Source organism: Kribbella aluminosa, from assembly GCF_017876295.1.
Classification (GTDB): domain Bacteria; phylum Actinomycetota; class Actinomycetes; order Propionibacteriales; family Kribbellaceae; genus Kribbella; species Kribbella aluminosa.
Genome location: NZ_JAGINT010000001.1, coordinates 2237408 through 2249759 on the forward strand (window position 1 = coordinate 2237408; position 12352 = coordinate 2249759).

The window sequence follows — 12352 nt, forward strand, 5'->3', positions numbered from 1 at the left end:
GCCGTTCGGAAATAAAAGACTGCAGTTTGCCGCCGTGTTTGATTACCGTCTGGCGGCATGAGCAACGTACTTCTGCTGACCGGTCCGTCCGGCTCGGGCAAGACGACGGTGGCCGGGCTGGTCGCCACCGACGCGGCCAGGCCGACGGTGCAGGTGACGACCGACGAGTTCTTCCGCGCGATCCGGACCGGCTTCGTCCCGCCGTACCTGCCGGAATCGCAGCGGCAGAACGCCGTGGTGGTGGACGCGATCGTCGCAGCGGTCGCGGTGTTCGCCGACGGTGGGTACGACGTCGTGGTGGACGGCATCATCGGACCGTGGTTCCTGCCCGCGTACCGGGCTGCCGCCGCCGAGGGACAGTGGCGGATGTCGTACGTCGTCCTGCGGCCGGATCTCGCGACGACGCTGGAGCGCGGGCTGGCGCGCGGCGGAGTCGAGCTGACCGACGCCGACGCACTCACCGGGCTGCACGCGGCCTTCGCGGACCTCGCCGAACTCGAACGGCACGCGATCGACACCTCCGGGCTCGACGCGGCCGAGACGGCCGCCGAGGTCCGCAAGGCTGTTGCTGAGGGCACCTACCTGCTCAGTGTCTGAAGAGTCGCAGCCCCGTGGCCGACCAGGTGATTCCGAGCGCGGCGCAGGCGGCGGCGATCTCGTCGGAGCGGATCGAGCCGCCGGGCTCGACGATGTGGGTGACGCCGTACCGGTGGGCGACTTCGACGTTGTCGGCGAACGGAAGCGCACCGTCCGAGACCATCGTCACCCCGGTGAGGGGTTCAGCCGACCAGAGCGCCGCCTTCTCGCCGGCCAGGCGCGTGCAGTCGACGCGCGACTGCTGCCCGGCGCCGACGCCGATCGTCATCCCGTCCTTCACGAGCACAACGGTGTTCGACTGCGTGTAGCGCGCGACGATCATCCCGAGCACCGCGTCGTCCGGCAGATCGTGGGGGAGTGGCGCGGCGTCCCGCTCCTGCGTCAGCCGTACGCCGTACACCTCGCGGACCTCGTCGGCCGGCGGCTCGTACGACGGGTCCATCCCGAGCACCAGATACGTCCCGCGCTTCTTCGCCGCCAGGATCTCCAGTACGCCGTCGTCGTACCCGGGCGCGATGATCCCGTCCGACACCACCCGCTTCAGTACCGCGGCCAGCTCCAGGTCCACCGGCCGCGACACCGCCACGAAGTCGCCGTACGACGACTTCGGATCCGCGTCCCGCGCCCGCAGGTACGCCTCCGCCGCCGTCCGGCCGAGCGCGGCACCCGCGGGTGAGACGTGCTTGTACGACGCTGCGGCCGGTACGCCGAACCGCTCCGCGGCCTCCCGGACCAGCTGCCAACCGGTCAGCGCGTCCAGGATGTTGATGTACGACGGCGCACCGGCGAGCACCGTGAACGGCGCGTTGCCGAGCGTGGCCGCCTGATGAGGATTCATGCCGTACCGCAGACGCATCGGGACCTCCGAGTTGCTCGAAGGCGCCCAGGCGGACGACGCCTTTGCTCGGAAGCTCCCTGGTGGTGATCCACCCTCGCCAGTCGCGGTATGGCCAGCTTAGGGCGTGTCTGGCCCTACTTCGTCGCCCGCACCACGAGCAGCCGTGACTTCGCGGCCAGCGGTTCGCCGTGCCAGCCGCCGTCGACGACCACGTCGGAGAAGCCCGCCGCGCGCAGGTCGGCGGTGATCTCCTCGACCGACCGGAAGTACAGGACGTTCCGGTAGACCGCGTCGTGCCCGTCCTCGAACACGTTGTGCGCGTCGAACACCACCCGCCGGTCCGCGATCTCGATCAGCTCGAGCCACTCCTTCAGGTGCCCGGCCACGGTGTCACGTTCGCCGTACGTCGCCTCGCTCGTCCACTGCTCCCACGCCCGTACGGCGGGGTTCCGCGACTCGAACGCGAACACGCCGCCGGGCCGCAGCGCGGCGGCCACCGCGGCGACCGTGTCCGCGTGCTCCGCGACGTGCATCATCGTGTTGCCGCTGCTGACGACGAGATCCACATCGCCCGTCGGCTGTACGACGCGGTGGTCGCCGTCGATCCAGGTGACCGCGTCGGCGCCGGGCTGCCGGCGCGCGTACCCGAGCATCGTGGGGCTGGGGTCGATACCGATCACCTCCCGCCCGGACGCGACGAGCGACCGCGTGAGCAGGCCGGTACCGCAGCCGAAGTCCAGGACCTTCGCAGTGCGCTCGGCCAAGGCGCGGTAGTACTCGTGGTCCTCACCGGCCGGGTTGTCCAGGTCGTAGAGCTGTACCAGTTGTTCGTCGCCGTACGGGTCGCCAGTCACCCTGAAAGACTAGGTGGTGCGAGGGCCCTGCTTGTAAGACGGTCGTCTCAGAAATTGAGACGCTGGGTGGCTGAACTTGACCAGGTCGGCAGGTTTCGGCGAATAATGCCTACATGCGATCGATTCTCCTCGTACTTGTGCGGCGCGCCGACTGACGCGACCACCGAGTCGACGCGCCCCTTTCAGCCAACCCGGCGGAAGGGGTTTTTTGTTGCCTGTACGACTATCCGAGACCCGGAGTCGCCAAGGTGACGGCCACAAGCGAGGATGGATCGGTCGCGAAAAGTACAACCATCGTGACAGGACTGAGGGAAGGCACTCATGAGTGAGCAGCTGACCGGGGCACAGGCTCTGATCCGCGCACTGGAACATGCCGGAGTGGACACCGTCTTCGGCATCCCGGGTGGCGCGATCCTCCCGGCGTACGACCCGATGCTCGACTCGACCCAGATCCGCCACATCCTGGTACGTCACGAGCAGGGCGCCGGTCACGCCGCCCAGGGGTACGCCGCGGCGTCCGGCAAGGTCGGCGTCTGCATGGCGACCTCCGGACCGGGCGCGACCAACCTGGTGACGCCGATCGCCGACGCCTACATGGACTCGGTGCCGCTGGTGGCGATCACCGGTCAGGTGGCGGGCGCCGCGATCGGTACGGACGCCTTCCAGGAGGCGGACATCCGCGGCATCACGATGCCGATCACCAAGCACAACTTCCTGGTGACCGACCCGAACGACATCGCGACCACGATCGCCGAGGCGTTCCACATCGCCTCCACCGGCCGGCCCGGTCCGGTGCTGGTGGACGTCACGAAGGACGCGATGCAGAAAACCGGCGTCGACTTCCAGTGGCCGACCGAGCTCGCGCTGCCCGGCTACCGGCCGGTGACCCGCCCGCACCCGAAGCAGGTGCGTGAGGCGGCCCGCCTGATCGTCGCCGCCGAGAAGCCGGTGCTGTACGTCGGCGGCGGTGTCATCCGCGCGCAGGCCAGCGCCGAGCTGAAGGAACTGGCCGAGCTGCTCGGCATTCCGGTCGTCACCACGCTGATGGCCCGCGGCGCGCTGCCCGACACCCACGCGCTGCACTTCGGGATGCCCGGCATGCACGGCTCGGTGTCCGCGGTCGGCGCCCTGCAGCGGTCCGACCTGCTGATCACGCTCGGCGCCCGCTTCGACGACCGGGTGACCGGCAAGCTGGACTCGTTCGCCCCGGACGCGAAGGTCATCCACGCCGACATCGACCCGGCCGAGATCGGCAAGAACCGGGCCGCCGACGTCCCGATCGTGGGCGACTGCAAGGAGGTCATCACCGACCTGCTCGCCGCGCTCCGGACCGAGATCGCGACCGCCGGCCGGACCCCGTCGTACGACGCCTGGCGCCACCAGCTGGAGGACGTCCGCTCCCGCTACCCGGTCGGGTACGACGAGCCGGAGGACGGCACGCTGTCGCCGCAGCACGTGATCCAGCGGATCGGCCAGATCGCCGGCCCGGACACGATCTACACCGCGGGCGTCGGTCAGCACCAGATGTGGTCCGCGCACTTCCTGCCGTTCGAGAAGCCCGGCCACTGGCTGAACTCCGGCGGCCTCGGCACCATGGGGTACGCCGTACCGGCCGCGATGGGCGCGAAGGTCGCCCGCCCGGACAAGACCGTCTGGGCGATCGACGGCGACGGCTGCTTCCAGATGACCAATCAGGAGCTGGTCACCTGCGCGCTGGAGGGCATCCCGATCAAGGTCGCCGTGATCAACAACCAGTCGCTGGGCATGGTCCGGCAGTGGCAGACGCTGTTCTACGACAAGCGCTACTCGAACACCGACCTGCACTCGACCCGGATCCCGGACTTCGCCAAGCTGGCCGAGGCGATGGGCGGCGTCGGGCTGCGCTGCTCGGACAAGGACTCGCTGGACGCCACCATCGAGAAGGCGATGGCGGTCACCGACGCACCGGTCGTCGTCGACTTCGTCGTGCACCGGGACGCGATGGTGTGGCCGATGGTCGCCGCCGGCGTCAGCAACGACGAGATCCAGATCGCCCGCGACATGGCGCCGACATGGGATGGGGAGGAGCTGTAGATGTCCAAACACACGCTGAGCATCCTGGTCGAGAACAAGCACAGTGTGCTGGCCCGGGTGGCCGCGCTGATCTCCCGCCGCGGGTTCAACATCGACTCGCTCGCGGTCGGTCCGACCGAGCACCCCGAGGTGTCCCGGATGACGATCGCGGTGACCGTCGACGAACAGCCTCTCGAGCAGATCACCAAGCAGCTGAACAAGCTGGTGAACGTGATCAAGATCGTCGAGCTCGAGCCCACGCAGACGGTTCAGCGGGAACTGCTGCTGGTCAAGGTCAAGGCGGACACGCTGACCCGCGGACAGGTGCTGGAGACCGTCCAGCTGTTCCGTGCGAAGGTGGTGGACGTGGCACCGGACGCGATCACGATCGAGGCGACCGGTAATCCCGAGAAGCTCGAAGCCATGCTCCGGGTGCTGGAACCCTTCGGCGTCCGCGAGCTGGTGCAGTCCGGCATGGTGGCGATCGGCCGTGGCAGTCGCTCGATCTCCGACCGCACGCTGCGGCCGGTCCCGGTGCCGCCGCCGCACGTCCAGTCCGGACCACCGAACCTCCAGGCGCGACCCGCCGAACGTCCGCACCCGGTACCGGCGCCGCCGCCGGGCCGTAGCGCCGCCGCCGTACCGAATCAACACTAAGGAGAAGTGCCCGAAGTGGCTGCTGAAATGTTCTACGACGACAACGCCGACCTGTCGGTGATCCAGGGCCGGCACGTGGCCGTGCTCGGCTACGGCTCCCAGGGCCACGCCCACGCGCTCTCGCTGCGCGACTCCGGCGTCGACGTCCGGGTCGGGCTGCCGGAAGGTTCCAAGAGCCGGGCCAAGGCCGAGGCCCAGGGCCTGCGGGTCGTCACCCCGGCCGAGGCCTGCGAGGAGGCCGACGTGATCGTCGTCCTCGCTCCGGACCCGGCGCAGCGCAAGCTCTACAAGGAGGCCATCGAGCCGAACCTGGTCGACGGCGACGCGCTGGTCTTCGGGCACGGCTTCAACATCCGGTTCGGCTACATCAAGCCACCAGCCGGTGTGGATGTCTTCATGGTCGCCCCGAAGGGCCCGGGTCACCTGGTCCGTCGTGAGTACACCGAGGGTCGCGGCGTACCGGTGCTGGTGGCCGTCGAGCAGGACGCCACCGGCAAGGCGTGGGACCTGGCGCTCTCGTACGCGAAGGGCATCGGCGGTCTGCGGGCCGGCGGTATCAAGACCACCTTCACCGAGGAGACCGAGACCGACCTGTTCGGTGAGCAGGCCGTCCTCTGCGGTGGCGTCTCCGCGCTGATCACGGCCGGGTACGAGACCCTGACCGAGGCCGGCTACCAGCCCGAGGTCGCGTACTTCGAGTGCCTGCACGAGCTCAAGCTGATCGTCGACCTGATCTACGAAGGCGGCATCGCCAAGCAGCGCTGGTCGGTCTCCGACACCGCCGAGTACGGCGACTACGTGTCCGGCCCGCGGATCATCGACGCGTCGGTGAAGGCCCGGATGAAGGAGGTCCTCGGCGACATCACCGACGGCACCTTCGCGGCCCGCTTCATCGCCGACCAGGACGCCGGCGCGCCGGAGTTCGCCGAGTTCCGCAAGAAGAGCCAGGAGCACCCGATCGAGGCCGTCGGCAAGGAACTGCGCGGGCTGATGGCCTGGGTCAAGTCCCACGACGACGACTACGTCGAGGGCTCTGCCGCCCGCTGACAGCACCCGTGAAGGGCCCGGACCATCCAGGTGGATGGCCCGGGCCTTCTCGTTTGCGACAATGTGTGACGGTTCCGGTCCGGTCCGGTGAGATGGGGGAGGTGAGCGGGTGGCGAACGACGCTGTGCCGCGCCCGCCCCGGCGGGTCCCGGCCGATGCCGGGTCGCTCACCCAGCTCGAGGCGCCCAGCACGCCGCGCGGACCCGAGCCGCCGCCGCGCGGACCGTGGATCTTCGGTCGCTTCCTGGCCGGCCTGGTCGTTCTGCTGGTGATCGTCGCGGGCGGCGCGGGGACGGGCTGGTACCTGCGGCAGCGCAGCGTGCGGATCGACACCCTCGCCGTCCTGAAGTCCGCCGGACCCGCGGTGGTCCGGGTACTGGCGACGACCTGCGCGGGCACCGGCGAGGCTTCCGGCGTACTGATCGACAAGGGCCGGGTGCTGACCGCGGCGTCGGCGGTTGACCAGGCGATGTCGATCGTGGTCGTGGCGCCGGACGGGCGGATCCGGCGGGCCAACCTGCTCGGGACCAGCGCCGACGGGGTCGCCGTACTGCAGTCGATCGGTTTCGACGACGCGCCGCTGCAGTTGCCGGCGGTGGGCCCGGAGCGGAAGGCCGAGCGCGCACTGATCGGTTACACCGCGGCCGGCAAGCAGGTGGTCAACCCGATCGGTTCCGAGGCCGATCCCGCGGCGTTGAGCGAGTTCATGAACCCGGCCAAGCTCGGCGGCGCGGTCGTGGACAGGTCCGGCGAGCTCGTCGGCGTGGTCACCGGCGCGACGGTCCAGGCCGCCACGGTCGTCCCGCTCACCAAACTCCGCGAGTACGTCGCTCCCGCACCGTCCGGCATCACCGTCGCGGCGGCCGGTACCTGCCCGGACTCGCACGGTCCGCAGGGCGCGATCGCGCCGGCGCTGCAGGTCGCGGGAACACCGCTGGGCCTGGAGGTCCAGGGGCTGCTCGGCAACTACCTGACCCTGCAGAACCGGCACCTCTTCGACCAGGTGCAGGCGCTGTACTCCCCGCAGCTGGCCAAGTCCCTGACTCCGGCGCGGGATCGCCAGAGTCGCGGTACGGCGTACTTCTTCAACCCGAGGATCACCGCCCTGGCTCCGGACGGCTCTTATGCGCGGATGTCGTACGACGTGCTGTTCTCGCCGACCGCTACCGGCGCGAGCGGCGGGACCTGCAACCGGCTGGACAACAGGTTCGAGCTGATCCGTTCGGGCGGCAAGCTGCTGATCAACCAGGCCGTCAAGGCGTCGGAACCGGTCGCCTGCGAGACCAACTGACCGCCATCCGGGTCCCCGAGCACGTCGATTCGTGGACGCGGTACCATCGAGGCAGCGGGCACAGCGCGGTGCTCTGTTCATCATGAGCCCCTACCGCTTCTGCAGGAGATTTCTCCATGCCTTCTCTGACTGACGTAACCCGGCCCGTCGTCCTGATCGCCGAAGAGCTCAGCCCGGCCACCGTCGAGGCCCTCGGCCCCGACTTCGAGATCCGCCATGCGAACGGCGCCGACCGCGCCGAGCTGCTCCCGGCCATCGCCGACGTCGACGCCATCCTGATCCGCAGTGCCACCAAGGTGGACGCCGAGGCGCTCGCCGCCGCGAAGAAGCTGAAGGTCGTCGCCCGCGCCGGCGTCGGCCTCGACAACGTGGACGTGAAGGCCGCCACCCAGGCCGGCGTGATGGTGGTGAACGCGCCGACCTCCAACATCGTCAGCGCCGCCGAGCTCGCCGTCGCGCTGCTGCTCGCCTCCGCCCGCCGGGTCCCGGCCGCGAGCGAGTCCTTGAAGAAGGGCGAGTGGAAGCGCAGCAAGTACTCGGGTGTCGAGCTGTTCGAGAAGACCGTCGGCATCGTCGGCCTCGGCAAGATCGGCGTCCTGGTCGCGCAGCGGCTGGCCGCCTTCGGCATGAACGTGATCGCCTACGACCCGTACGTGCAGGCCGGCCGGGCCGCGCAGATGGGCGTCCGGCTCGCCTCCCTGGACGAGCTGCTGGCGGCCAGTGACTTCATCTCGGTGCACCTGCCGAAGACCCCGGAGACCATCGGCCTGATCGGCGACGAGCAGCTGCACAAGGTCAAGCCCGAGGTCATCATCGTGAACGCGGCCCGCGGCGGCATCGTCGACGAGCAGGCGCTGTACAGCGCGCTCAAGGAGGGCCGGGTGGCCGGCGCCGGGCTGGACGTGTTCGCGTCCGAGCCGTGCACCGACTCGCCGCTGTTCGAGTTCGAGAACGTCGTCGTCACGCCGCACCTCGGCGCTTCCACGGACGAGGCGCAGGAGAAGGCCGGCATCGCGGTCGCCAAGTCGGTCCGGCTCGCGCTGTCGGGTGAGCTGGTACCGGACGCGGTGAACGTCCAGGGCGGCGTGATCGCCGAGGACGTCCGGCCGGGGATCGCGCTGACCGAGAAGCTGGGCCGGATCTTCACCGCGCTGGCCGGCGGCGTCGCGCAGCAGCTCGACGTCGAGGTCCGCGGCGAGATCACGCAGTACGACGTGAAGGTGCTCGAGCTGGCCGCGCTGAAGGGTGTGTTCGCGGACGTCGTCGAGGACAACGTCTCGTACGTGAACGCGCCGCTGCTGGCGGCCGAGCGGGGCCTCGAGGTTCGGCTCGTCACCGACCACGACAGCCCGGAGCACCGGAACCTGATCACGCTCCGCGGCACCCTCGCCGACGGCGCGCAGGTGTCGGTGTCCGGCACGCTGGTCGGCGTCCGGCAGTCGGAGCGGCTGGTCGAGATCGACGGGTTCGACGTCGAGATCGAGCTCGCCGCGCACCTGGCGTTCCTCACCTACGAGGACCGGCCGGGCGCGGTCGGCCAGATCGGCCGGATCCTCGGCGACGCGGACGTGAACATCGCCGGTATGCAGGTCAGCCGGGACCGCAAGGGCGGCAAGGCGCTGGTCGCGCTGTCGGTCGACTCGAAGATCGCGGCGCCGGTGCTGGACGAGATCACCGCGGCGGTCCAGGCCGCGACTGCCCGTTCCGTGGACGTCGAGGCCTGATTCAGGCCAACGACTGATTTACTGGAGGCGGTCAGCCGCCCGCAGGCGCATGGCGGCTGACAAGGGCCCGAGTCCAATGACTCGGGCCCGCTGCCTTTCTAGCGGCGGGTGGCGAGCAGTACGGCGGCGTCGGCCGCGACCATCACCTCGACGGTGGTGAAACGCTGGTCCATCAGCCATTCCTGGCGCAGGGTGTCGACCCGGCCCTCGTACATCGGCGGCCAGACCGCGGACGGCGTGAAGTCGTCGAGTACGACGAAGCCGCCGGGTTCGACCACGTCCGCGATCACGTCGCGGGCGGACAGCTTCGCCTCGCGGGCGTCCACGAAGAGGAGTGCGAACGGGCCGCGCTCGATCAGCGCGGTCCAGTCGGCCGAGACGACCTCGATCCGCTCGTCGGCGGCGAACAGTTCGCCGACCGCCTGCGCGAGCTGCGGGTCGCTCTCCGCGGTGACGATGCTGGTGCCCTCGCTGGCGCCGCTGCGCAGCCAGGCCGAGCCGACGCCGCAGCCGGTGCCGAGCTCACCGAGCAGGCCGGACTTCGAGGCCGCGAGGGCGGCCAGCAGCCGGCCCGTCTCGTTCCTGGTGGAGCTGACGAATCCGCGCCGGCCGGACAGGCTGAGGGCCGCCGAGACCAGCGGCGGCAGTTCTGGAGGAGCACTCACGGGCTGAGAGTGGCACAGGTCGGGGCCGGGACCTGCACCGGGATCTCATATTTCGGGACAACCTGCCCGCATTGTGGAGAACTAGTCGGACGTGCGAGTAAATTCGTGCGCATCCTGCCGCCCACGACATATTGGGGAGGAGCAGCATGTACGACATGTATCCAGCCAACTGGCCGGCCGTCGACGGCCGGGAGCGGAAGGTGGCCCGCCGGCGCCGTCCGGCTCGCCCGGCGCCCGCGGCCGAGGTCAAGGCTGTCCAAGAGGCCATGAACCGCCGTGACAATGGGGGAGAACCCAACAAGTGAGCGAGAACAAGTTCTTCACGCTGGCCGTCGTCCCGGGTGACGGGATCGGACCCGAGGTGACCACCGAGGCGCTCAAGGTCCTCGACGCGGTCGCCGCGCAGCACGGCGTGACGTTCGAGCGGACCGAGTACGACCTCGGCGCGAAGCGCTGGCACGCCACCGGTGAGACGCTTCCGGACGCCGAGCTGGAGGAGATCCGCAAGCACGACGCGATCCTGCTCGGCGCGGTCGGTGACCCGAGTGTGCCGTCCGGCGTACTCGAGCGCGGTCTGCTGCTCAAGCTCCGGTTCACCCTGGACCACTACGTGAACCTGCGGCCCTCGAAGATCTACCCGTCGGTCGGCTCCCCGCTGGCGAACCCCGGCGACGTCGACTTCGTCGTCGTACGGGAAGGTACCGAGGGTCCGTACGTCGGCAACGGCGGCGCGCTCCGCGTCGGGACCCCGGCCGAGATCGCCACCGAGGTGTCGGTGAACACGGCGTACGGCGTCGAGCGGGTCGTCCGCGACGCGTTCGCCCGGGCGCAGGCGCGACCGCGCAAGAAGCTCACGCTGGTGCACAAGAACAACGTGCTCGTGTACGCCGGCCACCTGTGGAAGCGGACCGTCGACGCGGTCGCCTCCGAGTTCCCCGACGTCGCGGTCGACTACCTGCACGTGGATGCGGCGACGATCTTCCTGGTCACCGACCCGGCCCGGTTCGACGTGATCGTCACCGACAACCTGTTCGGCGACATCCTCACCGACCTGGCGGCCGCGATCAGCGGCGGGATCGGGCTGGCCGCGAGCGGCAACATCAACCCGGACCGGACCGCGCCCTCCATGTTCGAGCCGGTGCACGGCTCCGCGCCGGACATCGCCGGCCAGCAGAAGGCCGACCCGACCGCGGCGATCCTGTCCGCGGCGCTGCTCCTGGAGCACCTCGGGCTGCCCGCCGCGGCGCGCGCGATCGAGGCCGCCGTGGAGGCGGACATCGAGGAGCGGACCGGCGCTGCCCGCAGTACCGCCGAGATCGGCGACGCGATCGCCAAGCGCGCGGCCGGGTGACGGCGGCATGCTGGGGGACAACGCTCGCATGACCAGTTCGCGTAGAGGTACGGTGCGGCTATGAGCGCCGATCTGCAGTTCTCAGTTGAGCCGACCACCCATCCGGCCAGCGACGACCAGCGCGCCCAGGTCCTGGCGAACCCGGGATTCGGGCAGTACTTCTCCGACCACATGGCGATCGCCACCTGGACGGCCGAGAAGGGCTGGCACGACGCACGGATCACCGCCTTCGGTCCGCTGGAGCTTTCTCCGGCGACCTCGGTGTTCCACTACGCCCAGACGATCTTCGAGGGGATGAAGGCCTACCGGCATCCCGACGACTCGATCCACCTGTTCCGCCCCGAGGCCAACGCGGCCCGGTTCCAGCGGTCCGCGCAGCGGCTCGCGCTGCCGGACCTGCCGACCGAGGTCTTCCTCGACTCGCTGCACAAGCTGGTCGAGATCGACAAGGCCTGGGTGCCGGGCGGCGGCGAGACGTCGCTGTACCTGCGGCCGTTCATGTTCGGCTCTGACCCGTTCCTCGGCGTCCGGCCGTCCGCGCAGGTGACGTACTGCGTGATCGCGTCGCCGGCCGGTTCGTACTTCGCGAACGGCGTGAAGCCGGTCCGGATCTGGCTGAGCGAGGAGTACACCCGCGCGGCCCCCCGGCGGCACCGGTGCGGCGAAGACCGGCGGCAACTACGCCTCGTCGCTGCTCGCCCAGGCCGAGGCGATCGAGCAGGGCTGCGACCAGGTCGCGTTCCTGGACGCCGTCGAGAAGAAGTGGGTCGAAGAGCTCGGCGGGATGAACCTGTACTTCGTTCTCGATGACAACTCGGTGGTCACCCCGGAGCTGTCCGGCACGATCCTCGAGGGCGTCACCCGGGACTCGATCCTGAAGCTGGTCACCGACCTCGGCTACACCGTCACCGAGCGGAAGATCTCGGTCGACGAATGGCGCGAGGGCGCCGCCTCCGGCAAGGTGCAGGAGGTGTTCGCCTGCGGTACCGCCGCGGTCGTCACCCCGGTCGCTTCGCTGAAGTGGCGCGACGGCGAGACCCGGATCGGCGACGGCAACGGCGGCCCGGTCACCGCGGCCGTCCGCTCCGCCCTCCTCGACGTCCAGTACGGCCGCGCCACCGACCCGCACGGCTGGATGACCCGCGCCTTCTGAACCATCTGTCTCCCCGGGCAACCGATCCGCACCCGCCCTCCGGGCGAACCCTCCAGCTCAGTGGGCATCCCCTGAGCTGGAGGGTTGCCTGCTGAGAATCTGAGGGGGCAACCGTCCGTCTCG

The 12352-nt window shown here is 69.8% G+C and carries 11 protein-coding genes, 1 pseudogene and 1 riboswitch; of the genes and pseudogenes, 9 read left to right on the plus strand and 3 right to left on the minus strand.

Going from position 1 to position 12352, the window contains the following annotated elements; translation table 11 throughout:
- Positions 1-57: 57 nt before the first annotated feature.
- Positions 58-597, plus strand: coding sequence for a phosphotransferase-like protein (locus tag JOF29_RS10865; RefSeq protein WP_209694080.1), 540 nt, complete (start codon positions 58-60; stop codon positions 595-597).
- Here the strand turns inward: JOF29_RS10865 and JOF29_RS10870 are convergent.
- Both JOF29_RS10870 and JOF29_RS10875 read right to left on the minus strand, forming a co-directional pair.
- Complete coding sequence (locus JOF29_RS10870; protein WP_209694081.1) at positions 587-1453, minus strand: 5-aminoimidazole-4-carboxamide ribonucleotide transformylase; 867 nt, start codon at positions 1451-1453, stop codon at positions 587-589. The two genes, JOF29_RS10865 and JOF29_RS10870, sit on opposite strands and share 11 nt — an antisense overlap.
- A gap of 18 nt (positions 1454-1471) precedes the next feature.
- A riboswitch (ZMP/ZTP riboswitch) is annotated at positions 1472-1550 on the minus strand.
- 19 nt (positions 1551-1569) lie between these two features.
- Positions 1570-2289: a class I SAM-dependent methyltransferase gene (locus JOF29_RS10875; RefSeq protein ID WP_209694082.1), complete on the minus strand. Its 720-nt coding sequence runs from the start codon at positions 2287-2289 to the stop codon at positions 1570-1572.
- Between the two features lie 321 nt (positions 2290-2610).
- Between JOF29_RS10875 and JOF29_RS10880 the strand changes: the two genes are divergently transcribed.
- From JOF29_RS10880 to serA, 5 genes are all read left to right on the plus strand, one after another.
- Positions 2611-4362, plus strand: a complete 1752-nt coding sequence (locus JOF29_RS10880) for an acetolactate synthase large subunit (RefSeq protein WP_209694083.1) — start codon at positions 2611-2613, stop codon at positions 4360-4362.
- Positions 4363-4998, plus strand: a complete 636-nt coding sequence (ilvN, locus tag JOF29_RS10885; protein WP_209694084.1) for an acetolactate synthase small subunit — start codon at positions 4363-4365, stop codon at positions 4996-4998.
- 27 nt (positions 4999-5025) lie between these two features.
- Positions 5026-6045 (plus strand): ketol-acid reductoisomerase, encoded by a 1020-nt coding sequence (gene ilvC / locus JOF29_RS10890; protein WP_209696074.1) that lies wholly within the window; start codon positions 5026-5028, stop codon positions 6043-6045.
- A gap of 109 nt (positions 6046-6154) precedes the next feature.
- Complete coding sequence (locus JOF29_RS10895; RefSeq protein ID WP_209694085.1) at positions 6155-7336, plus strand: trypsin-like peptidase domain-containing protein; 1182 nt, start codon at positions 6155-6157, stop codon at positions 7334-7336.
- Positions 7337-7452: 116 nt separating this feature from the next.
- Entirely contained in the window at positions 7453-9060 is a 1608-nt protein-coding gene (gene serA / locus JOF29_RS10900; protein WP_209694086.1) for a phosphoglycerate dehydrogenase, read from the plus strand.
- A gap of 98 nt (positions 9061-9158) precedes the next feature.
- On the opposite strand, the gene JOF29_RS10905 is transcribed toward serA, so the two are convergent.
- The gene (locus tag JOF29_RS10905) at positions 9159-9725 is read right to left on the minus strand and encodes an O-methyltransferase (RefSeq protein ID WP_209694087.1); all 567 of its coding nucleotides are present in this window, start codon (positions 9723-9725) and stop codon (positions 9159-9161) included.
- Between the two features lie 146 nt (positions 9726-9871).
- On the opposite strand from JOF29_RS10905, the gene JOF29_RS10910 reads away from it, so the two are divergent.
- The 3 genes and pseudogenes from JOF29_RS10910 to JOF29_RS10920 all read left to right on the plus strand — a co-directional run bounded on the left by JOF29_RS10910 (position 9872) and on the right by JOF29_RS10920 (position 12229).
- Complete coding sequence (locus JOF29_RS10910) at positions 9872-10030, plus strand: hypothetical protein (RefSeq protein ID WP_209694088.1); 159 nt, start codon at positions 9872-9874, stop codon at positions 10028-10030.
- Complete coding sequence (locus JOF29_RS10915; protein WP_209694089.1) at positions 10027-11076, plus strand: 3-isopropylmalate dehydrogenase; 1050 nt, start codon at positions 10027-10029, stop codon at positions 11074-11076. The genes JOF29_RS10910 and JOF29_RS10915 overlap by 4 nt, the downstream gene beginning before the upstream one ends.
- Before the next feature lie 60 nt (positions 11077-11136).
- Positions 11137-12229, plus strand: a pseudogene (locus tag JOF29_RS10920) (branched-chain amino acid aminotransferase).
- Positions 12230-12352: the final 123 nt, after the last annotated feature.

Coding starts and splice junctions, on each gene's coding strand:
- JOF29_RS10910 (WP_209694088.1), top strand. CDS start 9,872: ATGTACGACATGTATCCAGCCAACTGGCCGGCCGTCGACGGCCGGGAG.
- JOF29_RS10870 (WP_209694081.1), bottom strand. CDS start 1,453: ATGCGTCTGCGGTACGGCATGAATCCTCATCAGGCGGCCACGCTCGGC.
- JOF29_RS10865 (WP_209694080.1), top strand. CDS start 58: ATGAGCAACGTACTTCTGCTGACCGGTCCGTCCGGCTCGGGCAAGACG.
- serA (WP_209694086.1), top strand. CDS start 7,453: ATGCCTTCTCTGACTGACGTAACCCGGCCCGTCGTCCTGATCGCCGAA.
- JOF29_RS10880 (WP_209694083.1), top strand. CDS start 2,611: ATGAGTGAGCAGCTGACCGGGGCACAGGCTCTGATCCGCGCACTGGAA.
- ilvN (WP_209694084.1), top strand. CDS start 4,363: ATGTCCAAACACACGCTGAGCATCCTGGTCGAGAACAAGCACAGTGTG.
- ilvC (WP_209696074.1), top strand. CDS start 5,026: ATGTTCTACGACGACAACGCCGACCTGTCGGTGATCCAGGGCCGGCAC.